The following is a 24,318-nucleotide window of genomic DNA, read 5'->3' as shown; positions in this document are numbered from 1 at the left end:
GTAGGGTCCCACCCCATGGATCTTGAGACGTTCCGCAAGCTCGCGGCGGACCGCCGCGTCATCCCCGTGAGCCGCAAGCTCCTGGCCGACGGTGACACCCCCGTCGGGCTCTACCGCAAGCTGGCCGCCGAACGCCCGGGCACCTTCCTCCTGGAGTCCGCCGAGAACGGCCGCTCCTGGTCCCGCTACTCCTTCGTCGGCGTCCGCAGCGCCTCCACGCTGACCGTCCGCGACGGCCGCGCGCACTGGATCGGGACCCCGCCCGTCGGCGTCCCCACCGACGGCGACCCGCTCGACGCCCTGCGCGCCACCGTCCAGGCCCTGCACACCCCCCGCGACCTCGCCGCGGGCATGCCGCCCTTCACCGGCGGCATGGTCGGCTACCTCGGCTACGACATCGTGCGCCGCCTGGAACGCATCGGCGAGCACACCTCCGACGACCTGCGGCTGCCCGAGCTGACCATGCTGCTCACCTCGGACCTGGCGGTCATGGACCACTGGGACGGCACGGTCCAGCTCATCGCCAACGCCATCAACCACAACGACCTCGACACCGGCGTGGACGAGGCGTACGCGGACGCGGTGGCCCGGCTCGACGCGATGGAGGCCGACCTCGCGCGGCCCGCCCCGTACACGCCCACCCCGCTGCCCGCCTCCGAGTTGCCGGAGTTCTCGGCGCTGTGGGGCGGGGAGAAGTACCAGGAGGCCGTCGAGGACATCAAGGAGCGGATCCGGGCCGGCGAGGCCTTCCAGGTGGTGCCCTCGCAGCGGTTCGAGACCCCCTGCAAGGCCTCCGCGCTGGACGTCTACCGGGTGCTGCGGGCCACCAACCCGTCCCCGTACATGTACCTGTTCCGCTTCGAGAACGGCTTCGACGTCGTCGGGTCCAGCCCCGAGGCCCTGGTCAAGGTCGAGGACGGCCGGGCCATGGTCCACCCGATCGCCGGCACCCGCCACCGCGGGGCCACGCCGCAGGAGGACCACGAGCTCGCCGAGGAGCTGCTGGCCGACCCCAAGGAGCGCGCCGAGCACCTGATGCTCGTCGACCTGGGCCGCAACGACCTGGGCCGGGTCTGCGAGCCGGGATCGGTCGAGGTCGTCGACTTCATGTCGATCGAGCGGTACTCGCACGTCATGCACATCGTCTCCACCGTCACCGGCCGGGTCGCCGAGGGCCGCACCGCCTTCGACGTGCTGACCGCCTGCTTCCCGGCGGGCACCCTCTCGGGCGCGCCCAAGCCGCGCGCCATGCAGATCATCGAGGAGCTGGAGCCCTCCCGGCGCGGCCTGTACGGCGGCTGCGTGGGCTACCTCGACTTCGCCGGTGACTCCGACACGGCCATCGCCATCCGCACGGCGCTGCTGCGCGACGGCACGGCGTACGTCCAGGCGGGCGCCGGAGTCGTCGCGGATTCGGTGCCCGAGCTGGAGGACAGGGAGTGCCGCAACAAGGCGGCCGCCGTACTGCGCGCGGTGGGAGCGGCGAACCGGCTGAACGGCTCGTGACCGGGTAGGGGATAGTGGGTACGTGAGTGCCGTACCCCCACCCCGAACCGACGCCGACGCCCCCGCCGCTCCCGAGGCCCCGGACGGTCGCGGCGGCCGCCGCAGCGTGGCCGTCGCCCTGCTGCTCGGCGCGCTCGGCGCCACCGTCGTCCTGCTCGCCTCCGGCCGCGTCTGGGCCCGGGGCACCGCCGCCGTCGGGGGCGGCTCGCTGCCGCTCACCGCGGACGGGCGGGCCGTCACCGGGCTGCCGGCGGCCCTGGCCATCGTGGGCCTCGCGGCTCTGGTGGCCGTGTTCGCCGTACGCGGCAGGAGCCGGCTGCTGGTCTCCGGGCTGCTGGCGCTGAGCGGCCTGGGCGCGGCGCTGGCCGCCGTACTGGGCGCCGACGACCGGCAGGCGCTGGACGCGCAGGCCGCCCGTACGACGGCGGACACGGCGGCGCAGGTGGGGGCGCTGACCCATACGGCGTGGCCGTACGTCACGGCCGCCGGCGCGGCCCTGATCCTGGTCGCCGGACTGCTGGCGCTGCGGTTCGGCAGCGGCTGGCCCGCGATGGGCGGCCGCTACGAGCGGGACGGCAGCCCCCGTACCCGCAAACCGGCGGCGGTGGACCCCGACCGGCCCGAGGACCTGTGGAAGGCCCTGGACCGCGGCGAGGACCCGACCCGCTGACCATGCACCGCGCCCGGTGCGGGACAATGAGCACTGAGCATTCGGCACAAGCCGTGTCTTCTGAATCACCCTGCGACAGAGCAAACGAGGAGCAACTCATGGCGGGCACTAGCCACGGACACACCCCGGCCGCCTGGACCGGTGTCATCATCGCCTTCATCGGTTTCTGCATCTCCGGCGCCTTCATGGTGATCGCCAACCCGATCGGGTTCTGGGCCGGTCTCGTCGTCGTCGCGCTCGGCGGTGTGGTCGGTCTGGCGATGAAGGCCGCGGGCATGGGTGCGCCGAAGGCCGCCCACCAGGACCTGGCCGTGGTCATCGCCGCCAACAAGGCCGCCGCCAAGGTCTGACCGGGCGAGCACCGGTGAACGGTTTCGAAAGGCGCGGCCCCGCTGGGCTGCGCCTTTTGTCATGAGCGGAGAGAATCAGCGCGTGGACGCCCCTCACAGCCCCTCCGCCGCGCCCGCGCAGCCGCCCGTGCCGCCCGCGCCCGCGCCGGTGCCGGTCCCGGTGCCGGTGCCGCCCGCGCCCGCGCAGAGCCGCGTCCGGCGGCTGGCCGCGCCGGGGCTCACGCTGGCCGCGGCGGCCCTGGCGTTTGCGTACGTGGGCACCGTGGATCCCAATGAACCCGGCCACTATCCGGTCTGCCCGCTATTCCGCTTGACCGGAATCCTGTGCCCCGGATGCGGTGGTCTGCGCAGCGCGCACGCGTTCGCCCAGGGCGACCTGATCACCGCTTTGGGAGCAAATGCCCTGGCCGTCGTCGGCTACTTCGTCTTCGCCGGATTCATGATCCTGTGGCTGGTTCGCGCCTGTCGCGGCGGTCCGACCCCGCGTTTTGCCCTGCGGCGGCCGTACTGGTGGGCCATCGGCGTGCTGGCCCTGGTCTTCGTCGTGGTCCGAAACCTGCCGTTCGGAGCCGCACTGGCCCCGTGAGGACCGGGGGATTCCCTTATGAATCCCGGATTCCGAATGTCCATTCCATGGGACGCCGTCAACCGCGTGCGGAGGGCAAGGCCTCCTGCGGATACCATTTGATTGCTGACCTTGCAGTTGTACGTGTCTGCAAGGCGGCCGACCGTCATCGACCCGGAAGGGGGCCGCTCGCGTGAGTGTGCTCGACGAGATCATCGAAGGGGTCCGCGAAGACCTTGCCGAACGGCAGGCCCGCGTGAGCCTCGACGAGCTCAAGGAGCGTGCCGCCAAGGCGCCCCAGGCCAAGGACGGCGTCGCGGCCCTGCGCGGCGACGGCGTCAAGGTGATCTGCGAGGTCAAGCGCTCCAGCCCCTCCAAGGGCGCGCTGGCCGCGATCGCGGATCCGGCCGGACTCGCCGCCGACTACGAGGCGGGCGGTGCGGCGGTCATCTCCGTCCTCACCGAGCAGCGTCGTTTCGGCGGCTCGCTGGCCGACCTGGAGGCCGTCCGCGCACGCGTGGACATCCCGATCCTGCGCAAGGACTTCATCGTCACGGCGTACCAGCTGTGGGAGGCCCGCGCCTACGGCGCCGACCTCGCGCTGCTGATCGTCGCGGCCCTGGAGCAGGAGGCCCTCGTCTCCCTGATCGAGCGGGCCGAGTCCATCGGCCTCACCCCGCTCGTCGAGGTCCACGACGAGGACGAGGTCGAGCGCGCGGTTGCGGCCGGCGCCAAGATCATCGGCGTCAACGCCCGCAACCTCAAGGACCTCAAGGTCGACCGCTCCACCTTCGAGCGCGTCGTCGGCGAGATCCCGGCCCACATCGTCAAGGTTGCCGAGTCCGGCATCCGCGGGCCGCACGACCTGATCGCCTACGCCAACGAGGGCGCCGACGCCGTCCTCGTCGGGGAGTCCCTGGTCACCGGACGCGACCCGAAGGCGGCCGTGGCCGACCTCGTCGCCGCCGGCGCCCACCCCGCCCTGCGCCACGGACGGAGCTGACCCGTCCCATGGCCCTCGACCGCCCCTCCGTCCGCACGCCGCACGTGCCGCAGGCAGCTCGCCGCGGCCCGGTCGGCGTGCCGACGGCGTACGCGCCCCTGGCGCGCGGCTGCCGCCCCCGCGGCTGCCGCGCCCCGGCCCGGCGGGTGCACGGGCGGCGGGTCCGGTACGTGATCGGCTCCGAGCCCGGTCAGGTCAACGGCATGCGATGGCGCACCGCAGGCGCGCTGTAACGAGGGCCTCCCGGGTCCGGTACGCCTGACGCCACCGCTCCGACGGTGCCGGCGTACCGCCCCGCGCGGTGCTCGCTTACGGTCCGTCGTCCCGGGCCGCCGGCTCCGGGCGCGGGCCGCTGCGCCCGTACGCATCCCACCCCCAGCGGGGTGCGCGTGCGGCGGGCCCGCGGCGCAATACGGTGCACCCATCCCATCGCACCCGTAGGAGTACTGGACATGTCCAGCAGCTCGTTCTTCATTCCGGACCCGGAGGGTCACGTCCCCAACGCCGAGGGTTACTTCGGCGACTTCGGCGGCAAGTTCATCCCGGAGGCGCTCGTCGCCGCCGTGGACGAGGTCGCCGTCGAGTACGAGAAGGCCAAGGGCGACCCGGCCTTCGCGGCCGAGCTCAACGACCTGATGGTCAACTACACCGGCCGGCCCAGCGCCCTCACCGAGGTGCCGCGGTTCGCCGAACACGCCGGCGGCGCCCGGATCTTCCTCAAGCGCGAGGACCTCAACCACACCGGCTCGCACAAGATCAACAACGTGCTGGGCCAGGCGCTGCTCACCAAGCGCATGGGCAAGACCCGCGTCATCGCCGAGACCGGAGCCGGCCAGCACGGCGTGGCCACCGCCACCGCCTGCGCCCTCTTCGGCCTCGAGTGCACCGTCTACATGGGCGAGATCGACACCCAGCGCCAGGCCCTGAACGTGGCCCGGATGCGGATGCTGGGCGCCGAGGTCATCGCCGTGAAGTCCGGCTCCCGGACCCTCAAGGACGCCATCAACGAGGCGTTCCGCGACTGGGTCGCCAACGTGGACCGCACCCACTACCTCTTCGGCACCGTCGCCGGCCCGCACCCCTTCCCGGCCATGGTCCGCGACTTCCACCGGGTCATCGGCGTCGAGGCCCGCCGCCAGATCCTGGAACGCACCGGCCGGCTGCCGGACGCCGTCGCGGCCTGCGTCGGCGGCGGCTCCAACGCCATCGGCCTCTTCCACGCCTTCATCCCGGACGCCGGGGTCCGCCTGGTCGGCTTCGAGCCCGCCGGGCACGGCGTCGAGACCGGCGAGCACGCGGCCACGCTGACCGCCGGCGAGCCCGGGATCCTGCACGGCTCCCGCTCCTACGTCCTCCAGGACGAGGAGGGCCAGATCACCGAGCCGTACTCGATCTCGGCCGGCCTGGACTACCCGGGCATCGGCCCGGAGCACTCGTACCTCAAGGACAGCGGGCGCGGCGAGTACCGCGCGGTCACCGACGACGCCGCGATGCAGGCCCTGCGCCTGCTCTCCCGTACGGAGGGCATCATCCCGGCGATCGAGTCGGCGCACGCGCTGGCGGGCGCCCTCGACCTGGGCAAGGAGCTGGGCAAGGACGGGCTGATCGTGGTCAACCTGTCCGGCCGCGGCGACAAGGACATGGACACGGCGGCCCGCTACTTCCACCTGTACGACACCGACGCCTCCGAGGGGGAGACCAAGTGAGCGGCAACATCGAACTCCTCTCGGCCACCCTCGCGAAGGCCAAGTCCGAGGACCGTGCGGCCCTGGTCGCCTACCTCCCGGCCGGCTTCCCGACCGTCGACGGCGGCATCGAGGCCGTCAAGGCCGTCATCGCGGGCGGCGCGGACGTGGTCGAGGTCGGCCTTCCGCACAGCGACCCGGTCCTGGACGGCGCGGTCATCCAGACCGCCGACGACATCGCCCTGCGCGGCGGCGTCAAGATCGCCGACGTGCTGCGCACCGTGCGCGAGGCCCACGCGGCGACCGGGGCGCCGGTCCTGGTGATGACGTACTGGAACCCGATCGACCGCTACGGCGTGGAGCGGTTCGCCACCGAGCTGGCCGCGGCGGGCGGCGCGGGCTGCATCCTGCCCGACCTGCCGGTCCAGGAGTCCGCGACGTGGCGCGAGCACGCCGACAAGCACGGTCTGGCGACCGTCTTCGTCGTCGCTCCGAGCAGCAAGGACGAGCGCCTGGCGACCATCACGGCCGCCGGTTCCGGTTTCGTCTACGCCGCCTCGCTGATGGGGGTCACCGGCACCCGCGAATCGGTCGGCAACGAGGCCCAGGAGCTGGTCCGCCGTACGCGTGCCACCACCGAGATCCCGGTCTGTGTCGGGCTCGGCGTCTCGAACGCCGTGCAGGCCAAGGAGGTCGCGGGCTTCGCCGACGGGGTGATCGTCGGCTCGGCCTTCGTGAAGCTGCTGCTGGACGCGCCGGACCTGCCGGCCGGGCTGGCCGCCGTACGGGCGCTGGCGGGCGAGCTCGCGGAAGGCGTCCGCAGGGGCTGACGAGCCCGTCGGCGGACCCGTGCGTTCGATCGCCGGCGCGAACCCCTGAGCGGGTTCTGTAGCCCGATCGGGTGGAAGTGGGAGCGGGGAGGCACGCGAGTGCCTCCCCGCTTCGTTTGGCCGAACGTGAGCGAGAAGAACGACGGTGCGAACCGCGATGCGAAACGATCGGCCCGCGAGCGGCTCCAGGTGGAGCGCGAGCGCGAGAAGAAGAGGGAGAAGCGGCGGCGGACCATCGTCGTGGCGTCGGCCGTGGTCGGCGTCCTCGGCCTGGCGGCCGTCGTCGGCCTGATCGCGGCCAACACCGGCAAGGGCGACAAGTCCGCGGCCGCGGGCCCCGTGACCGCCCCCTCCGGGGCGACCGGCAAGGACGCGCTCGCCATCCAGGCCGGCAAGCCCGAAGCCAAGTCCACGCTGACGGTGTGGGAGGACTTCCGCTGCCCGGCGTGCAAGTCGTTCGAGACCAACTACCGGGACACGATCCACGAGCTGGAGGCCAAGGGCCTGCTCAAGGTCGACTACCACCTGGTCACCCTGATCGACGGGAACATGGGCGGCAGCGGCTCGCTGAAGGGCGCCAACGCGGCCGCCTGCGCGCAGGACGCCGGGAAGTTCCCCGCCTACCACGACGTCCTGTTCGAGAACCAGCCGGCGGAGACGGACGACGCGTACGGGAACAACGCCAAGCTGCTGGAGCTGGCCGGCAAGGTGGACGGGCTGGTCACCCCGGAGTTCCGCAAGTGCGTCGAGGACGGGACGCACAACAGCTGGGTGAACAAGTCCTACGAGGCCTTCCGCGCCGGGAAGTTCCGGGGCACCCCGAGCGTGCTGCTGAACGGCAAGGACATCTTCGCCGACCAGGCCAATCCGGTGACCCCGCAGAAGCTCAAGGAGCAGGTGGAGGCCGCCGCGAAGGGCACCGGGGGCGGGAACGCCTCGTCTTCCCCGTCCCCGTCCCCGTCCGCATCCCCGTCGTCCTCGTCCTCGTCCTCGCGCTCCGCCTCGCCGGGCGCCTCCGCGAAGGGGGCGAAGACCGCGGGATCCGGATCGCCGTCGGCCTCTTCCTCGGCCGTGGCGAAGTCCTCCTCCACCGGGACGGGATCGCGGGCCGGCTCGGCCGGGGTCGCGAAGGGGGCCGGCGAGGACTGAGGGGCCCGTCTCGATTTGGCGCCAGGTTGCCGGGCGGGTTGCGGTCCGTACCGCCCGGCAGGGTAGCGTCGGCTCTGCCATGAACCTTGCCTATATCCCCAGCCCGTCGACCGGCGTGATCCATCTCGGACCGATCCCGCTGCGCGGCTACGCGTTCTGCATCATCATCGGCGTCTTCGTCGCCGTCTGGCTCGGCAACAAGCGGTGGATCGCGCGCGGCGGAAAGCCGGGCACCGTCGCGGACATCGCCGTGTGGGCGGTGCCGTTCGGCCTGGTCGGCGGTCGCCTCTACCACGTGATCACCGACTACCAGCTGTACTTCGGCGAGGGCCGCAACTGGGTCGACGCCTTCAAGATCTGGGAGGGCGGCCTCGGCATCTGGGGCGCGATCGCGCTGGGCGCGGTGGGCGCCTGGATCGGCTGCCGCCTGCGCGGCATCCCGCTGCCGGCCTGGGCCGATGCCCTGGCCCCCGGTATCGCGCTGGCCCAGGCCTGCGGACGCTGGGGCAACTGGTTCAACCAGGAGCTGTACGGGCGGGCCACCGACCTGCCCTGGGCAGTCGAGATCAGCGACGGCCCCAACCGGGTCGCCGGCACCTACCACCCGACCTTCCTGTACGAGTCGCTGTGGTGCCTCGGCGTCGCCGCGCTCGTGATCTGGGCCGACCGCCGCTTCAAGCTCGGCCACGGCCGTGCGTTCGCCCTGTACGTGGCCGCGTACTGCGTGGGCCGCGGCTGGATCGAGTACATGCGGGTCGACGAGGCCCACCACATCCTCGGCGTCCGGCTGAACGTGTGGACCTCGATCGTGGTCTTCATCCTGGCCGTGGTCTACCTCGTGCTGTCGGCGAAGCTGCGGCCGGGCCGCGAGGAGGTCGTGGAGCCGGACCGCGGGCCCGCGGCGTCCGACCCCGCGATCAAGGACAAGGCGGAGGACGGGGCGAAGGGCGAGGCGAAGGACGGCGCCGCCGAGGCGAAGGAGTCCGGCGACGCGGAATCCGAGCCGAAGACGGACGCCGAGGCCAAGGCCGACGCCAGGACCGACGCGAAGGCCGACGCGAAGGCCGAGGCCGCTTCCGACGGCGCGACCGAGGATGCCGGGACGGCGGACGCCGAGGCTCCGAAGACCGCCAAGAAGCTCTGACCGGGTCTCCCGGACGCACAACGGGAGGGGCGCCGCGCACACCGCGCGGCGCCCCTCCCGTTGTGCGTCCCGGGGTCAGGAGAGGACGGGCGACTCCCGGCGCGCGAGGGCGACGACCCGTTCCGCACCCGCCAGCACCGCCGGGTCGACGAACCGGCCGTCCGGCAGGGCCACCGCCCCCGGGGTGCGGCGGGCGGCCGCGACGATCTCCTCGGCGGCGGTGACCTCCGCCGGGCCGGGCAGGTAGGCCCGCTCGATCACCGGCAGCTGGCGCGGGTGGATCGCCGCCCGGCCCAGGAGACCCAGCGCCCGTCCGCGCGCACAGGAGACGGCCAGCGCCTCCAGGTCCCGGATGTCGGGGAAGACCGACTGCGCGGGCGGGGCCAGCCCCGCCGCCCGGGCCGCGATCACCACCCGGGAGCGCGGCCAGTCCAGCCCCGCCTCGGCGCTGATGCCCAGATCGGCCCCGAGGTCGGCCTCGCCGAGGGAGAGCCCGCGCAGGGCGGGGTGCGCGCGGGCGATCTCGTACGCGCGCTCCACCCCCATCGCCGACTCCAGCATGGCGTGGAGGGCCACCCCGCCGGTGCGGTCGGCGACCGCGGCGATCTGCTCCGGGGCCGTGATCTTCGGCAGCCGCAGCCCCGCCAGGCCGTGCAGCCCGGTCAGGGCGGTGAGGTCGGCGCCGGCCCAGGGGGAGTCCAGGGCGTTGACGCGGACGAACACCGGGACCGGGGGCCGCTCGGCCAGCCGTTCCGCGGTGGCGGCGCGGGCGTACTCCTTGCGGGAGGCCGACACCGCGTCCTCCAGGTCGACGATGACGGCGTCTGCCCCGGAGTGCAGGGCCTTGGCGACCACCTCCGGGCGGTCGCCGGGTACGTAGAGCCAGGTCAGGATCACAGGGCCCCCTCCATCCGGAGTGCGCTGATCTCGGTCTCGGACAGGCCGAGTTCGGTGAGTACGGCGTCGGTGTCCGCGCCGTGCGGGCGGCCCGCCCAGCGGATCCCGCCGGGGGTCTCGGACAGCCGGAACAGGACGTTCTGCATCCGGAGCGGGCCGAGTTCGGGGTCCTCGACCTCGGTGACGGTGTCCAGGGCCGCGAACTGCGGATCGGCCATGACGTCCCGTACGTCGTAGACCAGGGCCACGGCGGCCTCGGCCTCCTCGAAGGCGGCGACCACGTCGTCGGCCTTGTGGCGGCCGATCCAGCCGCCGACCGCCTCGTCGAGGACGGGCGCGTGCGCGGCCCGGCCGGAGCCGGTCGCGAACCACGGCTCGGCGATCAGCTCGGGCCGGCCGACGAGCCGCATGACGCGCTCCGCGATGGACTGCGCGGAGGTGGAGACCGCCAGCCAGCGGCCGTCGGCGCTGCGGTAGGTGTTCCGGGGGGCGTTGTTGGTGGAGCGGTTGCCGGTGCGCGGCTGGACGTAGCCGAGCTGGTCGTACCAGAGCGGGTGCGGGCCCAGCACGGTCAGGATCGGCTCGATGATGGCCAGGTCCACCACCTGCCCGTGTCCGGTGCGCGTCAGCCCGGCGAGCGCGGTCATCACGGCGTACGCGGTGGTCAGCGCGGCGATCGAGTCGGCGAGACCGAAGGGCGGCAGCGTCGGCGGGCCTTCGGGCTCCCCGGTGATCGCGGCGAAGCCGCTCATCGCCTCCGCGAGGGTGCCGAAGCCGGGGCGGTGGGCGTACGGGCCCTGCTGGCCGAAGGCGGTGACGCGGGCCAGGACCAGCCGCGGGTTGGCGGCGGACAGCTCGGGCCAGCCCAGGCCCCACTTCTCCAGGGTGCCCGGGCGGAAGTTCTCGATGACCACGTCGGCGGTGGCGGCCAGCCGCAGCAGGGTGTCGCGCCCGCCGGGGGTGGACAGGTCGAGGGTCATCGTCCGCTTGTTCCGGCCGAGGAGCTTCCACCACAGGCCGATGCCGTCCTTGGCGGGGCCGTGGCCGCGCGAGGGGTCGGGGCGCACGGGGTGCTCGACCTTGACGACGTCGGCGCCGAAGTCGCCGAGCAGGGTGGCGGCGAGGGGCCCGGCGAACAGGGTGGCGAGGTCCAGCACCCGCACTCCCTGGAGGGGCCCCTGGCCCGGGGTCACGAGGAGGCTCCGGGGACGGGAGCGGGGTCGGCCGCCGCGAAGGCGTCCGTCTCGGCGCGGGTCGGCATCGAGTCCTGGGCTCCCGGGCGCTGGACGGAGAGCGCGGCCGCCGCCGAGGCCCAGCGCAGCGCCTCCGCCATCGGGCGCCGCTCCCCGAGGGCCACCGCCAGCGCGCCGACGAAGGTGTCACCGGCGGCGGTGGTGTCCACGGCCCGGACCCGGGGCGCGGGCACGGTCAGCGGCTCCCGCCCACGGGCCGCGTACAGGACTCCGGCCGCGCCGAGGGTGACCACCACCTCCGGTACGTCGCGCAGCAGCGCCTCGGCGGCCCCCAGCGGGTCGGTGAAGCCGGTCAGCGCCGCCGCCTCGTGCTCGTTGGGAACCAGGAGGTCCACCAACTCCAGCAGTTCGTGCGGCAGCATGCGGGCGGGGGCCGGGGTGAGGACCGTACGCACCCCCTGCGCGCGGGCGGCCGAGGCGCCCGCGAGGACGGCCTCCATGGGGAGTTCGAGCTGGAGCAGCAGGAGGTCGGCGGCGCCGATCCGCGCCGCGTCGCCCGCCTCCAGGCCGGTCACCCCGCCGTTGGCGCCGGGGATGACGATGATGCTGTTGCCGCCCTCGTCGTCGACGGTGATGTGCGCGGTGCCGCTGGCGCCCTCGACGGTGCGCAGGGCCGCCGTCTCGACCCCGGCCTCGGTGAGCGCGGAGCGCAGCCGTACGCCGAACCCGTCGGCGCCGACCGCGCCGATCATCACCACCTCCCCGCCGCTGCGGGCGGCGGCGACGGCCTGGTTGGCGCCTTTGCCGCCGGGGACGGTGCGGAACTCGCGGCCGGTGACGGTCTCCCCGAGCCGGGGGGCCTTGGGGACGTAGGCGACGAGGTCCATGTTGGTACTGCCGAGCACGGCGATGGCCGTCATGGGCGGGCTGCCTCCTGTGCGGTGAGCTGGGCGAGGGTGTCGAAGCCGATGCCGTCGAAGCCGGGGACGGTGGTGGCGAGGCGGTTCTTGAGGGGGGCGGACCAGCGGTGCGGGACGCCGTCCGGGTCGACGAGCGCGGCGAGCGAGCCGGCGGTGGCGCCGTTGGAGTCGGTGTCCCAGCCGCCGGACACCGCGCGGCAGACGGAGTGGGTGAAGTCCCCGTCCGCGTGGGTGAGGGCGGCGGCGATGAGGGCGGTGTTGGGGACGGCGTGGACCCAGTGGTAGCGGCCGTACCGCTCGTGGAGGTGGTCGACGACGCGGTCGAAATCGGCGTACCGGTGCGCGGTGTCGACGGCGTGGCGTACGGCCTCGGCCAGGCGCGAACGGGGCGGTACGACGGCCAGCCCGGCCCGGAGCGCGGTGTGGACGTCGGCCCGGCCGCCGGCGGCCTCGGCGATGGCGGCGGCGGCGAAGAGGGCGGCGTAGAGGCCGTTGCCGGTGTGGGTGAGGGCGGCGTCCCGGTACGCCTGGGCCGCGGCGGCGGCCGGGTCGCCGGGGTGGGTCCAGCCGTGGACGTCGGCCCGGATGAGGGCGCCGATCCATTCGCGGAAGGGGTTGTGGTGGGTGGCGGTGGCCGGGGGCTCCAGCCCCTGGAGGAGGTTGCGGTACGCGAGGCGCTCGGCGGTGAAGGTCCGCCCGGCGGGCAGCTCGTCGAGCCAGAGCCGGCCGAGGTCGGCGGTGGTGAAGGCCTTGCCGTGGCGCTGGAGCAGCCGGAGCCCGAGGAGGGGGTGGTTGAGGTCGTCGTCCTCGGGCATGCCGTCGATGTTCTCAGCGAGGGAGGTGGCGGCGGAACGCCGGTTCCAGGGATGGGCGGCCAGCAGCTCGGCGGGCACGCCGCGCGCGGTGAACCAGTCGTCCGGCGGCCAGTTCCCGGCGGCCCGGCCCAGCGCCCGGATCGCGTGCAGCGGCAGCTTCTCGACGGGCTTGCCGAGCAGGCAGCCGACGGCCCGGCCCGTCCAGGCGGCTTCCAGCCGGCCCACCAGTGCGGCCGGCCGGCGCCGCGTCGGGCGGGCCGGGGCCGGGTGGTCCGGCCGGCGGGGTCCGCCGTGGTCGGGGGCCGTGTCGGCAGGCTGCACGGTGGGCCCGGGCCAGGTCGCCCGGATGTCGGGCCAGCGGGTGGGTTCGTCCGGGGACAGGGGGGACGGGAGGGCAACGAGCTCGTCCAGCAGGCGGGAGGCCAGTGCGCGCAGCTCCGGCGGGGCCGGGGCGCGCGAGGCGCCGGCCCGGTCGGGCGCCGGGGGCCCGCCGGCCGCGAGCCAGACGCGCAGCAGCGGCTCCGCGTCCCGGCCGTCCTCGGCGGCCTGGCGCAGCTCGTGCCCGACCAGGTCCTCCGGCTGGACCCAGGTGAGCCGTACGGACTCGGCCGGCCCGCTGTCCGGGGACGATGCAGGGCCTCCGGAGGACATCGGCGCGCCCGGGGCCGCCCGTACGGCGGTCGGTGTGCCCGCGCCGTGGCCCGGGCGGGGAGCCGCCGCGCGGCCGCTCCCGGTGCGGGGCGCGGGACCCGGACCGCCGCCCCGGGGCGGCTCGGCGGCCGGCGCGGCGGCTCGGTCGCAGGCGGTCATCGGAGGTCCGCGAGGGCGAGGAACGCCGATTCGTGGGCCCGGCGGCGGGCCCGGTCCAGCGCGAAGACCTCGCGGGTCACCGCCGCCAGCGCCGTCGCCGGGGCGTGCAGGTCGAGGCGGCTGGCCTCGGCGACCTCCTTGGCCCAGGCCGGCGGGACCGCCGAGACGCCCGACAGGGCTCCGGCGAGCGCCCCCGCCATCGTGGCGATGGAGTCGCAGTCCCGGCCGTAGTTGACGGCGCCGAGCACCGAGCCCTCGTACACCCCGTCGGCGACGACCAGCATGCCGAGCGCGATCGGCAGTTCCTCGATCGCGTGGAGGCGGGAGGGGCGGCGGGCGCCGAGCGAGGGGGCGCGGTAGTCCGGGCCGACCGAGTCGTACGGGGCCACCGCCGCGCGGAGCGGGCCCAGGGCCGATTCGAAGTCCCGGTGGCGCGAGGCCGTTTCGCACACGGCCTCGATCGCGGCCCGCGTGCCGTCCTTGGCCAGCGCGAGGGCCGTGTCCACCACCGACGAAGCCGTCGCCCCCGGCACGCACGCCGCCGCCACCGCCGCCGCGAAGACGCCCGCCGCCTCCCGCCCGTACGAGGACTGGTGGGCGCCGGCGACGTCCAGCGCCTCCGCGTACGCGCCCGCCGGATTGCCCGCGTTGACGATGCCGACCGGCGCCATGTACATCGCGGCCCCGCAGTTGACGATGTTGCCGCTGCCCGCCTCGCGGGGGTCGACGTGCCCGTAGTGCAGGCGGCTCACGATCCACTTCTCGGCGAGGAAGATCCGCTGCAAGGGCAGGGCCTCCGCCTCCAGTTCGGGGATCCAGCGCGGGTTCGTCATCAGGTCCGGGACCAGGTGCTCGGCGATCGCGTACGCGTCCAGGTGGTCCCGTACGGCCTCGTAGACCCGTACCAGCGCATGCGTCATGAGGGTGTCGTCGGTGACGTGGCCGTCGCCCTTGTGGTACGGGGCGATGGGGCGGGCCGTACGCCAGTCCTCGTGCCACGGGCCGACGATGCCGTGGACGCGGCCGCCGTGCCGTTCCACGATCCGGTCCGGGGACCAGCCCTCCACCGGGCCGCCGAGCGCGTCGCCGACGGCGGCTCCGACGAGGCAGCCGGCCGCCCGGTCTTCGAGAGTGAGCGTCATGTCCGAATCATCCCTTGGGTGAGGTGAGTTCCGTACGAGCGAGCAGCGCGGCGAGTTCGACGAGATCGGTGCCGGCGAGGCGGGGGAGGGAGCAGCCGGACAGGGTGCGGCAGGCCTCGCGCCAGGCGGTCGGGATCGAGTCGCCGCCGCCGAGGGCGCCGGTGAGCGCCCCGGCGAGGGCGGGTGCGGAGTCCGCGACGCGGGACAGGCAGGCGGCGGCCGGTACGGCCTCGGCGGCGCGGCCGCGGGCGGCGGTGGCCAGGGCGAGGGCGACGGGGACGGTCTCCGCGGCGGCGATGCCGTAGCTGTAGACGTGGTCCACGATCTCGTGTTCGAGGGTGGGGACGATGGCGAAGGCGCCGCCCTCGGCGTGGACGCGGGCGAGCTTGACGGCGTGGCGGGCGTTGCGGCCGATCTCGGTGGCCTCGGGGAGCTGGCCGAGGGCGGCGTCGACGGCGGTGTCGGTGTCGGCGCCGGCGAGGGCGGCCGCGATGGCGGCGGCCATGGCGCGGGCGCCGTGGACCCCGTCGCCGTCCTGGGTGTAGCGGGCGTCGAACTCGGCGAGGTCCGCGGCCGCGGCCGGGTCGCCGGGGTGGACGACGGCGAGGACGCAGGCGCGGACGCAGGCGGCGTCGTCGAAGTAGTGCGGGTTGTCGTGGCCGGTGGCGGGCGGCCGCAGGCCGGCGGCGAGGTTGCCGAGGCCGGCCCGGACGGAGATGCGGGCGCGCAGCGGCAGGACGGCGGACTCCACCTCGGGGGCGCGCTCCGCCGCCGCGGCGATCTCGCTGGCCAGGGCGTTCCAGGCGAGGTCGATGGCGGCCCGCATACGGCGGGACCGGCTGAGGTCGCTGAGCAGCACCCCGGCCGCGGTGAGCACGGATTCGGCGGCGAAGGCGGCCCATTCGGCGTCGTCGGAGGGGCCGAGGCGCAGGGGTTCCGGGGGCTGGTTGAGGGCGATGGGGACGGGGAGGGTGGTGGTCTGGTTGTGCTCGGCGAAGGTGTCGAGCTCGCGGGTGAGGCGGCGGGTCCACTCGGGCATGCGGCTGGCGCGGTGCCGGGCGGCGGGCCACCCGGCGGCGTCTCCCGCGGCGAGCCCGAGCAGCACCCCCTCGATCCGCCGGACTCCGGCGGGGGGCTGGGGAACGCGGACCTCCCCGGTCCCCGCAAGGGGCTGGGGGCCGCCCGCCCGCGCGGCCTCCGCGGCAGCGGTACGCACCTGCTCGCCCGGCTCGGCGTCGACCGCCGGCGGGGTCGGTGGGACGGCGGGCGGCGTCATCGCGGGGTCTCGGATTCCGGCGTGAGGAGGTCCGCGATGTCCAGGACGTGGTAGCCGCGCATCGAGGGGAGGCAGGAGCCGCGGACCGGGCCGATGGCCTTGGCCCACTCCTCCGGGATCGCGGTGACGCCCGACAGGGCGCCGGAGAGGGCGCCCGCCACCGCCGCCGTGGTGTCGGCGTCCCGGCCCATGTTCACCGCCGTGAGGACCGAGGAGGCGAAGTCGCCGCCGCACGTGGCGAAGGCGCCGAAGGCCAGGCCCACCGCCTCCGGGGCCAGGTCCGTCCAGGGGTAGCCGCCGATCACCACGGCGGAGCGCACGGCCCGCTCGCCGCGCGGGGCCGCCGTCACCGCCCGGCGCAGGGAGCGGGCCGTCCAGGAGTCGGAAGGGATCACGGACAGGGCCGCGGAGATGACGGAGGCGGGCGAGCCGCCGGCCATCGCCGCCGCGACACCGGCCGCGACCGCCTGGCCGCCGTAGATGCCCTCCCCGTCGTGGCTGACCGACCCGTCGATGGCGACGAGCCGGGCCGCTTCCGCCGGGCGGCCGGCCGCGAAGACGCCGAAGGGGGCCGCCCGCATGGCCAGGCCGTCCGACCAGGCGTGGCGGTGCTGGGCCGAGATGGGGGCGGCGAGGCCCCGGCGGAGGTTCTCCAGCGTGCCGCGCTCGCTGAAGCCCGCGCCCCGGAACGGCCCCTCGTCGAGGTCGGCGATCCAGTGGTGCCAGGCCCGCTCGACGTGCGAGACGGTGAGCGCCGACCCGTGGCGGGCCAGCAGCAGCCCCGAGAAGATCGCGTACTCGGTGTCGTCGGTGCCGGCCGGATCGTCGGACACGAAGCCCTCGATGCGGCCCCATTTCGCCCGGATCTCCGAGGGCTTCATGTTCTCGGCGGGGGCGCCGAGCGCGTCCCCCGCCGCGAGGCCGAGAAGAGCGCCCCTGGCCCGTTCGAGGAGGACCTGCGGATTGCATGCAATCAGCTTCATCGGCTCCATGGCGCGCCTCTCCCACTGTGGATGGGGCTCATCATGAGCCCTTGGGGGATTTGTGCCATGGCATGTGGTTTGTCGCTCGCCGCGAAACACCCCGCCCAGGCCCCCGTCACCCGGTCGCCGACCCGCGAAACCCCAGGTAAGTACGGCCTTCCTTGCTGGCGGGCGGCAGAAATCGTGCGTAGTTTCGAGGTGTTCCGGGGGAGTGGGTGCCTGCGCGTCGCGCATGGCGTGGTTCCGCGTACCCGCTCGTACAAAAGGGGAGGAATCCGTCATGTCCATCATCGACATCGAAGCACCGCTGCACACCGCCCACCGCGACAACCACACCCACCGCGATGTCAACGGCGGATGGCTGCGACCGGCCGTTTTCGGTGCCATGGACGGGCTCGTCTCCAACCTCGCGCTGATGACCGGAGTGGCCGGCGGCGCCGTCGCCCCGCAGACCATCGTGATCACCGGGCTGGCGGGCCTCGCGGCCGGAGCCTTCTCGATGGCGGCCGGCGAGTACACCTCCGTCGCCTCGCAGCGCGAGCTGGTCCTCGCCGAACTTGACATAGAACGGCAGCAGTTGCGAAAGCACCCCGTCGACGAGATGGAGGAGCTGGCCGAGCTGTACGTATCGCGCGGCGTCGATCCCTCGCTCGCCCGCGAGGTCGCCATGCAGCTGTCCCGGGACCCCGAGCAGGCGCTGGAGATCCACGCCCGCGAGGAGCTCGGGATCGACCCCGACGACCTGCCGTCGCCGATGGTCGCCGCCGTCTCGTCCTTCGGCTCCTTCGCGCTGGGCGCGCTGCTTCCCGTACTGCCGTACCTGCTCGGCGCCGCGTCCCTGTGGCCGGCGGTGCTGCTCGCGCTGGCCGGGCTCTTCGCCTGCGGCGCGATCGTCTCCCGGGTCACCGCGCGGACCTGGTGGTACAGCGGCCTGCGGCAGCTGCTGCTGGGCGGCGCGGCCGCGGGTGTGACGTACGTCCTGGGAACCTGGATCGGCGGAGCCGTAGGCTGACCGCGCGAGCAGTGAGACACTATGCAGCCCGTGACATAAGTAGTCCATTACCCGGCGGTTTCGATCCCGTGTCCGCCGGGCATCAGACCAGGGCGCCGCGCGCCGGGCAACGATGCCCGCCCCGCTGCGAAACTCTGCACTTTCTGCCGCGTGCAGTGTCCGCATGGTGAAACGCCGTATCCGCTTCTCGGGATTGCCGTCATCATGTAACCTGCACGAAATTTCGCAGAGGGCCAACGTCGTCCCTCGGCTATGACACATATGCCGCTACGACGACGGGAGAGCCGATGCGTTCCGCATCCACGCACTCCGCGACCGGCCTCAGCACCACCGCCTGGTCGCCCATGGACGGTCGCCCCGCCCAGCAGGGCATGTACGACCCGCGCAACGAGCACGACGCCTGCGGCGTCGGCTTTGTGGCCAACCTCAGCGGCGAGGCCAGCCACACGCTGGTCGAGCAGGCGCTGACCGTATTGCGGAACCTCGAGCACCGAGGCGCCACCGGATCCGAGCCGGACTCGGGCGACGGCGCCGGAATCCTCTCCCAGGTCCCGGACGCGTTCCTGCGCGAGGTGGCCGGATTCGAGCTCCCCGAGGCCGGCGCGTACGCCGTCGGCATCGCCTTCCTCCCCGCCGACGGCACCGCACAGGCCGTCGCCGTGGAGCAGATCGAGGCCATCGCCGCCGAGGAGAACCTGACGGTTCTCGGCTGGCGCGAGGTCCCGGTCACCCCGGACCTGCTCGGCAACGGCGCCCGCGCCACCATGCCGGCCTTCTCCCAGCTCTTCGTGAGCGGCAAGGGCGGCAACGGCGGCAACGGCAGCAGCGGCATCGAGCTGGACCGCACGGCGTTCGTGCTGCGCAAGCGCGCCGAGCGCGAGGCCGGGGTCTACTTCCCGTCGCTCTCCGCCCGCACCATCGTCTACAAGGGCATGCTGACCACCGGCCAGCTGGAGCCCTTCTTCCCGGACCTCTCCGACCGCCGCTTCGCCTCGACGCTGGCCCTGGTCCACTCGCGGTTCTCGACCAACACCTTCCCGTCCTGGCCGCTGGCCCACCCGTACCGCTTCGTCGCGCACAACGGCGAGATCAACACGGTCAAGGGCAACCGCAACTGGATGAAGGCCCGCGAGTCCCAGCTGGCCTCCGAGGTCTTCGGCGAGGGCGCCCTGGAGCGGATCTTCCCGATCTGCACCCCGGACGCCTCCGACTCGGCCTCCTTCGACGAGGTCCTGGAGCTCCTGCACCTCGGCGGCCGCTCGCTGCCCCACGCGGTGCTGATGATGATCCCGGAGGCCTGGGAGAACCACACCTCCATGGACCCGGCCCGCCGCGCGTTCTACCAGTACCACTCCACGCTGATGGAGCCCTGGGACGGCCCGGCCTGCGTCACCTTCACCGACGGCACCCAGGTCGGCGCGGTCCTCGACCGCAACGGTCTGCGCCCCGGCCGCTACTGGGTCACCGACGACGGCCTCGTCGTCCTGTCCTCCGAGGTCGGCGTCCTCGACATCGACCCGGCCAAGGTCGTCCGCAAGGGCCGCCTCCAGCCCGGCAAGATGTTCCTCGTCGACACCGCCCAGAAGCGGATCATCGAGGACGACGAGATCAAGGCCGGTCTGGCCGCCGCCGCGCCGTACGCGGACTGGCTGGAGTCCGGCGAGATCGAGCTGACGGACCTGCCCGAGCGCGAGCACATCGTCCACACCCACGCCTCGGTCACCCGCCGCCAGCAGACCTTCGGCTACACCGAGGAAGAGCTGCGCGTCATCCTCGCGCCGATGGCCCGTACCGGCGGCGAGCCGCTCGGCTCCATGGGTACGGACTCCCCGATCGCGGCCCTGTCCGAGCGCCCCCGGCTGCTCTTCGACTACTTCACGCAGCTCTTCGCGCAGGTCACCAACCCGCCGCTGGACGCCATCCGCGAGGAGCTCGTCACCTCGCTGCTGTCCTCGCTGGGCCCGCAGGGCAACCTGCTCGACCCGACCGCCGCGTCCTGCCGCAGCGTCACCCTGCCCTTCCCGGTGATCGACAACGACGAGCTGGCCAAGCTCATCCACGTCAACGCCGACGGCGACATGCCGGGCATGAAGGCCGCCACCCTCTCGGGCCTCTACCGGGTCTCCGGCGGCGGCGAGGCGCTGGCCGCCCGCCTGGAGGAGATCCGCGGCGAGGTCGACGCGGCCATCGCCAACGGGGCGCACCTGATCGTCCTCTCGGACCGCCACTCGGACGCCGAGCACGCGCCGATCCCCTCGCTGCTGCTCACCTCCGCGGTGCACCACCACCTCATCGCCACCAAGCAGCGCACCCAGGTGGGCCTGCTGGTCGAGGCCGGTGACGTCCGCGAGGTCCACCACGTCGCGCTGCTCATCGGCTACGGCGCCGCCGCCGTGAACCCGTACCTCGCCATGGAGTCCGTCGAGGACCTGCTGCGCGCCGGTACGTTCCTGTCCGGCCTGGAGCCGGAGCAGGCCATCAAGAACCTGATCTACGCGCTCGGCAAGGGCGTCCTGAAGGTCATGTCCAAGATGGGCATCTCCACCGTCGCCTCCTACCGCGGCGCCCAGGTCTTCGAGGCCGTCGGCCTGAACGAGGAGTTCGTCGGGGCGTACTTCCAGGGCACCGCCACCAAGATCGGCGGAGCCGGCCTGGACGTCATCGCCAAGGAGGTGGCCGCCCGCCACGCCAAGGCGTACCCGGCCTCCGGCATCGCGGCCACGCACCGCGCGCTGGAGATCGGCGGCGAGTACCAGTGGCGCCGCGAGGGCGAGCCGCACCTGTTCGACCCGGAGACGGTCTTCCGCCTCCAGCACGCCACCCGCAACCGCCGGTACGACATCTTCAAGAAGTACACGGACCGGGTGAACGAGCAGTCCGAGCGCCTCATGACGCTGCGCGGGCTCTTCGGCTTCAAGGCGGAGGACCGGCCCTCGATCTCCATCGACGAGGTCGAGCCGGTCGCCGACATCGTCAAGCGCTTCTCCACCGGCGCCATGTCGTACGGCTCCATCTCGAGCGAGGCGCACGAGACCCTCGCCATCGCCATGAACCAGCTGGGCGGCAAGTCCAACACGGGTGAGGGCGGCGAGGACCCGGACCGCCTGTACGACCCGGCGCGGCGTTCGTCGATCAAGCAGGTCGCCTCCGGCCGCTTCGGCGTGACGAGCGAGTACCTGGTCAACGCGGACGACATCCAGATCAAGATGGCGCAGGGCGCCAAGCCCGGCGAGGGCGGCCAGCTGCCCGGCCACAAGGTCTACCCGTGGGTCGCCAAGACCCGGCACTCCACCCCGGGCGTCGGCCTGATCTCCCCGCCGCCGCACCACGACATCTACTCCATCGAGGACCTGGCTCAGCTGATCCACGACCTCAAGAACGCCAACCCGGCCGCGCGCATCCACGTGAAGCTGGTGTCGGAGGTCGGTGTCGGCACCGTCGCCGCGGGCGTCTCCAAGGCCCACGCGGACGTCGTCCTCATCTCCGGCCACGACGGCGGTACGGGCGCCTCCCCGCTGACCTCGCTCAAGCACGCGGGCGGCCCCTGGGAGCTCGGCCTCGCCGAGACCCAGCAGACCCTGCTGCTCAACGGGCTGCGCGACCGCATCGTCGTCCAGACCGACGGCCAGCTCAAGACCGGCCGCGACGTGGTCATCGCCGCGCTGCTCGGCGCCGAGGAGTTCGGTTTCGCGACCGCGCCGCTCGTCGTCTCCGGCTGCATCATGATGCGCGTCTGCCACCTGGACACCTGCCCGGTCGGCATCGCCACGCAGAACCCGGTCCTGCGCGACCGCTTCTCCGGCAAGCCCGAGTTCGTCGTGAACTTCTTCGAGTTCATCGCCGAGGAGGTGCGCGAGCTGCTGGCCGAGCTGGGCTTCCGTACGATCGAGGAGGCCGTCGGCCACGCCGAGCTCCTCGACACCAGCAAGGCCGTCACGCACTGGAAGGCGCAGGGCCTCGACCTGGAGCCCCTCTTCCACGTGCCGGCGCTGCCCGAGGGCGCGGTCCGCCACGCCCTGATCGAGCAGGACCACGGTCTGGAGAAGGCCCTCGACAACGAGCTGATCAAGCTCGCGGCCGACGCGCTGAACGCCGAGACCGCCGAAGCCGCCCAGCCGGTCCGCGCGCAGGTCGCCATACGGAACATCAACCGGACCGTCGGCACCATGCTCGGCCACGAGGTCACCAAGAAGTTCGGCGGTGCGGGCCTGCCCGAGAACACCATCGACCTGACCTTCACCGGTTCCGCCGGCCAGTCCTTCGGCGCCTTCCTGCCGAGCGGTGTGACGCTGCGCCTGGAGGGCGACGCCAACGACTACGTCGGCAAGGGCCTGTCGGGCGGCCGGGTCGTGGTCCGCCCGGACCGCGGCGCCGACCACCTCGCCGAGTACTCGACCATCGCCGGCAACACCATCGGCTACGGCGCCACCGGCGGCGAGATGTTCCTGCGCGGCCGCACCGGCGAGCGCTTCTGCGTCCGCAACTCCGGCGCCCTGGTCGTCTCGGAGGGCGTGGGCGACCACGGCTGCGAGTACATGACCGGCGGCAGCGCGGTCGTCCTCGGCGAGACGGGCCGCAACTTCGCGGCCGGCATGTCGGGCGGCGTCGCGTACGTCGTCGACCTCGACATCAACAACGTCAACGTCGGCAACGCGGGGGCGGTCGAAGCCCTCTCCGACACCGACAAGCAGTGGCTGCACGATGTGGTGCGCCGCCACGAGGAGGAGACCGGCTCGACCGTGGCCGCGAAGCTCCTGGCTGACTGGGACGCCGCGGCGGCCCGCTTCAGCAAGATCATCCCGACCACGTACAAGGCAGTGCTCGCCGCCAAGGACGCCGCTGAGCTGGCCGGACTCTCCGAGTCCGAGACCACGGAGAAGATGATGGAGGCGGCGACCCATGGCTGACCCGAAGGGCTTCCTCACCACCCCGCGCGAGACCGCCTGTTCCCGTCCGGTCGCCGACCGGCTGAAGGACTGGAACGAGGTCTACGTCCCGGGCTCGCTGCTCCCGATCATCAGCAAGCAGGCCGGCCGCTGCATGGACTGCGGCATCCCGTTCTGCCACAACGGGTGCCCGCTCGGGAACCTGATCCCGGAGTGGAACGACTTCGCGTACCGCGAGGACTGGTCGGCGGCGTCGGAGCGGCTGCACGCCACGAACAACTTCCCGGAGTTCACGGGCCGGCTGTGCCCCGCTCCCTGCGAGTCGGCGTGCGTGCTCGGCATCAACCAGCCGGCCGTCACGATCAAGAACGTCGAAGTCTCGATCATCGACAAGGCGTGGGACAACGGCAACGTCACCCCGCAGCCGCCGGAGCGGCTGTCGGGCAAGACGGCGGCCGTCATCGGCTCGGGCCCGGCCGGCCTGGCCGCGGCCCAGCAGCTGACCCGGGCCGGCCACACCGTGGTGGTGTACGAGCGCGCGGACCGCATCGGCGGGCTGCTGCGGTACGGCATCCCCGAGTTCAAGATGGAGAAGGTGCACATCAACCGCCGCATCGAGCAGATGCGCGCGGAGGGCACCAAGTTCCGCACGGGTGTGGAGATCGGCCGCGACCTGGACGCCGTACAGCTGCGCAAGCGGTTCGACGCCGTCGTCATCGCGGCGGGCGCCACCGTCTCCCGCGACCTGCCGGTGCCGGGGCGCGAGCTGCGCGGGATCCACTTCGCGATGGAGTACCTCCCCCTCGCGAACAAGGTCCAGGAGGGCGACTTCGTGGCGCCCCCCATCACGGCCGAGGGCAAGCACGTGGTCGTCATCGGCGGCGGCGACACGGGCGCGGACTGCGTGGGCACGGCCCACCGCCAGGGCGCCCTGTCCGTCACGCAGCTGGAGATCATGCCGCGCCCGTCGGAGGACCGGCCCGCCGGCCAGCCGTGGCCGACCTTCCCGATGCTGTACAAGGTCACCTCGGCGCACGAGGAGGGCGGCGAGCGGATCTACTCCGTCTCCACCACCCACTTCGAGGGCGACGAGGACGGCAACGTCAAGGCGCTGCACCTGGTCGAGGTGGAGTTCAAGGACGGCAAGCTGGAGCAGAAGCCGGGCACCGAGCGGGTCCTCCCGGCCCAACTGGTCACCCTGGCGATGGGCTTCACCGGCACCGACCAGGCCAACGGCCTGGTGGCCCAGTTCGGCCTGGAGCTGGACGAGCGCGGCAACGTCGCGCGCGACGCGTCGTACGCGACCAACGTCGACGGCGTCTTCGTGGCCGGCGACGCCGGCCGCGGCCAGTCGCTGATCGTCTGGGCGATCGCGGAGGGCCGCTCGGCGGCCCGAGGCGTGGACCGCTACCTCACCGGCACCAGCGCCCTCCCGTACCCCGTCAAGCCGACGGACCGCTCCCTGATGGTGTAACCGTCACC

At 73.3% G+C, this 24,318-nt stretch carries 19 protein-coding genes and 1 pseudogene; 13 read left to right on the top strand and 7 right to left on the bottom strand.

Annotated features, from left to right (window positions below; translation table 11 throughout):
- Nucleotides 1–15 precede the first annotated feature (15 nt).
- From IF02_RS0111435 to lgt, 10 genes and pseudogenes are all read left to right on the top strand, one after another.
- The gene (locus tag IF02_RS0111435; protein ID WP_030155920.1) at nt 16–1,506 is read left to right on the top strand and encodes an anthranilate synthase component I; all 1,491 of its coding nucleotides are present in this window, start codon (nt 16–18) and stop codon (nt 1,504–1,506) included.
- A 22-nt stretch (nt 1,507–1,528) separates the two neighbouring features.
- The gene (locus IF02_RS0111430) at nt 1,529–2,176 is read left to right on the top strand and encodes a TIGR02234 family membrane protein (RefSeq protein WP_030155918.1); all 648 of its coding nucleotides are present in this window, start codon (nt 1,529–1,531) and stop codon (nt 2,174–2,176) included.
- 98 nt (nt 2,177–2,274) lie between these two features.
- Nucleotides 2,275–2,526: an HGxxPAAW family protein gene (locus IF02_RS0111425; protein ID WP_030155915.1), complete on the top strand. Its 252-nt coding sequence runs from the start codon at nt 2,275–2,277 to the stop codon at nt 2,524–2,526.
- Between the two features lie 61 nt (nt 2,527–2,587).
- The gene (locus IF02_RS0111420) at nt 2,588–3,112 is read left to right on the top strand and encodes a DUF2752 domain-containing protein (RefSeq protein WP_078622033.1); all 525 of its coding nucleotides are present in this window, start codon (nt 2,588–2,590) and stop codon (nt 3,110–3,112) included.
- A gap of 172 nt (nt 3,113–3,284) precedes the next feature.
- Nucleotides 3,285–4,094, top strand: coding sequence for an indole-3-glycerol phosphate synthase TrpC (gene trpC, locus IF02_RS0111415; RefSeq protein ID WP_030155911.1), 810 nt, complete (start codon nt 3,285–3,287; stop codon nt 4,092–4,094).
- An 8-nt stretch (nt 4,095–4,102) separates the two neighbouring features.
- Nucleotides 4,103–4,327, top strand: coding sequence for a tryptophan biosynthesis modulator TrpM (trpM, locus tag IF02_RS32355; protein ID WP_234318166.1), 225 nt, complete (start codon nt 4,103–4,105; stop codon nt 4,325–4,327).
- A gap of 219 nt (nt 4,328–4,546) precedes the next feature.
- Nucleotides 4,547–5,800 carry a tryptophan synthase subunit beta gene (gene trpB, locus IF02_RS0111405; RefSeq protein WP_030155909.1) on the top strand — a complete coding sequence of 418 codons (1,254 nt, stop codon included), beginning with the start codon at nt 4,547–4,549 and terminating at the stop codon, nt 5,798–5,800.
- Nucleotides 5,797–6,609 (top strand): tryptophan synthase subunit alpha, encoded by an 813-nt coding sequence (gene trpA / locus IF02_RS0111400; protein WP_030155907.1) that lies wholly within the window; start codon nt 5,797–5,799, stop codon nt 6,607–6,609. Before trpB ends, trpA begins: the two co-directional genes overlap by 4 nt.
- 126 nt (nt 6,610–6,735) lie before the next feature.
- A pseudogene (locus IF02_RS0111395) lies at nt 6,736–7,527 on the top strand (thioredoxin domain-containing protein); the annotation flags it as partial.
- Between the two features lie 310 nt (nt 7,528–7,837).
- Nucleotides 7,838–8,902 (top strand): prolipoprotein diacylglyceryl transferase, encoded by a 1,065-nt coding sequence (lgt, locus tag IF02_RS0111390; RefSeq protein WP_078622031.1) that lies wholly within the window; start codon nt 7,838–7,840, stop codon nt 8,900–8,902.
- A 75-nt stretch (nt 8,903–8,977) separates the two neighbouring features.
- Here the strand turns inward: lgt and IF02_RS0111385 are convergent, their stop codons facing one another.
- The 7 genes from IF02_RS0111385 to IF02_RS0111355 all read right to left on the bottom strand — a co-directional run bounded on the left by IF02_RS0111385 (nt 8,978) and on the right by IF02_RS0111355 (nt 16,938).
- A complete protein-coding gene (locus IF02_RS0111385; protein ID WP_030155901.1) occupies nt 8,978–9,799 on the bottom strand; it encodes an HpcH/HpaI aldolase/citrate lyase family protein in 822 nt (273 codons plus the stop codon).
- Nucleotides 9,796–10,992 (bottom strand): CaiB/BaiF CoA transferase family protein, encoded by a 1,197-nt coding sequence (locus IF02_RS0111380; protein ID WP_030155899.1) that lies wholly within the window; start codon nt 10,990–10,992, stop codon nt 9,796–9,798. Before IF02_RS0111380 ends, IF02_RS0111385 begins: the two co-directional genes overlap by 4 nt.
- Nucleotides 10,989–11,912 (bottom strand): ribokinase, encoded by a 924-nt coding sequence (gene rbsK, locus IF02_RS0111375; protein WP_030155897.1) that lies wholly within the window; start codon nt 11,910–11,912, stop codon nt 10,989–10,991. Before rbsK ends, IF02_RS0111380 begins: the two co-directional genes overlap by 4 nt.
- Nucleotides 11,909–13,378: an ADP-ribosylglycohydrolase family protein gene (locus IF02_RS0111370; protein WP_051696173.1), complete on the bottom strand. Its 1,470-nt coding sequence runs from the start codon at nt 13,376–13,378 to the stop codon at nt 11,909–11,911. The genes rbsK and IF02_RS0111370 overlap by 4 nt, the downstream gene beginning before the upstream one ends.
- A gap of 155 nt (nt 13,379–13,533) precedes the next feature.
- Nucleotides 13,534–14,679: an ADP-ribosylglycohydrolase family protein gene (locus IF02_RS0111365; RefSeq protein WP_030155893.1), complete on the bottom strand. Its 1,146-nt coding sequence runs from the start codon at nt 14,677–14,679 to the stop codon at nt 13,534–13,536.
- Nucleotides 14,680–14,686: 7 nt separating this feature from the next.
- Nucleotides 14,687–15,955, bottom strand: coding sequence for an ADP-ribosylglycohydrolase family protein (locus IF02_RS0111360; protein ID WP_106977269.1), 1,269 nt, complete (start codon nt 15,953–15,955; stop codon nt 14,687–14,689).
- Nucleotides 15,952–16,938 carry an ADP-ribosylglycohydrolase family protein gene (locus IF02_RS0111355; RefSeq protein ID WP_030155889.1) on the bottom strand — a complete coding sequence of 329 codons (987 nt, stop codon included), beginning with the start codon at nt 16,936–16,938 and terminating at the stop codon, nt 15,952–15,954. The genes IF02_RS0111360 and IF02_RS0111355 overlap by 4 nt, the downstream gene beginning before the upstream one ends.
- Before the next feature lie 280 nt (nt 16,939–17,218).
- Between IF02_RS0111355 and IF02_RS0111350 the strand changes: the two genes are divergently transcribed.
- The 3 genes from IF02_RS0111350 to IF02_RS0111340 all read left to right on the top strand — a co-directional run bounded on the left by IF02_RS0111350 (nt 17,219) and on the right by IF02_RS0111340 (nt 24,310).
- Nucleotides 17,219–17,950, top strand: coding sequence for a VIT1/CCC1 transporter family protein (locus tag IF02_RS0111350; protein WP_030155887.1), 732 nt, complete (start codon nt 17,219–17,221; stop codon nt 17,948–17,950).
- 344 nt (nt 17,951–18,294) lie between these two features.
- Nucleotides 18,295–22,857, top strand: a complete 4,563-nt coding sequence (gene gltB, locus IF02_RS0111345; protein ID WP_030155885.1) for a glutamate synthase large subunit — start codon at nt 18,295–18,297, stop codon at nt 22,855–22,857.
- Nucleotides 22,850–24,310, top strand: coding sequence for a glutamate synthase subunit beta (locus tag IF02_RS0111340; protein WP_030155883.1), 1,461 nt, complete (start codon nt 22,850–22,852; stop codon nt 24,308–24,310). Before gltB ends, IF02_RS0111340 begins: the two co-directional genes overlap by 8 nt.
- The last annotated feature ends 8 nt before the right edge of the window (nt 24,311–24,318 follow it).

It is taken from the genome of Streptomyces sp. NRRL S-244, from assembly GCF_000717915.1.
GTDB lineage: Bacteria > Actinomycetota > Actinomycetes > Streptomycetales > Streptomycetaceae > Streptomyces.
This window is presented reverse-complemented; position numbering and strand designations above follow the sequence as displayed.

Excerpts from the sequence above, each read along its gene's own strand:
- IF02_RS0111435 (WP_030155920.1), top strand. The coding sequence starts at position 16 with ATGGATCTTGAGACGTTCCGCAAGCTCGCGGCGGACCGCCGCGTCATC.
- IF02_RS0111425 (WP_030155915.1), top strand. The coding sequence starts at position 2,275 with ATGGCGGGCACTAGCCACGGACACACCCCGGCCGCCTGGACCGGTGTC.
- IF02_RS0111420 (WP_078622033.1), top strand. The coding sequence starts at position 2,588 with ATGAGCGGAGAGAATCAGCGCGTGGACGCCCCTCACAGCCCCTCCGCC.
- trpM (WP_234318166.1), top strand. The coding sequence starts at position 4,103 with ATGGCCCTCGACCGCCCCTCCGTCCGCACGCCGCACGTGCCGCAGGCA.
- trpB (WP_030155909.1), top strand. The coding sequence starts at position 4,547 with ATGTCCAGCAGCTCGTTCTTCATTCCGGACCCGGAGGGTCACGTCCCC.
- lgt (WP_078622031.1), top strand. The coding sequence starts at position 7,838 with ATGAACCTTGCCTATATCCCCAGCCCGTCGACCGGCGTGATCCATCTC.
- rbsK (WP_030155897.1), bottom strand. The coding sequence starts at position 11,912 with ATGACGGCCATCGCCGTGCTCGGCAGTACCAACATGGACCTCGTCGCC.
- IF02_RS0111370 (WP_051696173.1), bottom strand. The coding sequence starts at position 13,378 with ATGTCCTCCGGAGGCCCTGCATCGTCCCCGGACAGCGGGCCGGCCGAG.
- IF02_RS0111365 (WP_030155893.1), bottom strand. The coding sequence starts at position 14,679 with ATGACGCTCACTCTCGAAGACCGGGCGGCCGGCTGCCTCGTCGGAGCC.
- IF02_RS0111360 (WP_106977269.1), bottom strand. The coding sequence starts at position 15,955 with ATGACGCCGCCCGCCGTCCCACCGACCCCGCCGGCGGTCGACGCCGAG.
- IF02_RS0111355 (WP_030155889.1), bottom strand. The coding sequence starts at position 16,938 with ATGAAGCTGATTGCATGCAATCCGCAGGTCCTCCTCGAACGGGCCAGG.
- IF02_RS0111350 (WP_030155887.1), top strand. The coding sequence starts at position 17,219 with ATGTCCATCATCGACATCGAAGCACCGCTGCACACCGCCCACCGCGAC.
- gltB (WP_030155885.1), top strand. The coding sequence starts at position 18,295 with ATGGACGGTCGCCCCGCCCAGCAGGGCATGTACGACCCGCGCAACGAG.
- IF02_RS0111340 (WP_030155883.1), top strand. The coding sequence starts at position 22,850 with ATGGCTGACCCGAAGGGCTTCCTCACCACCCCGCGCGAGACCGCCTGT.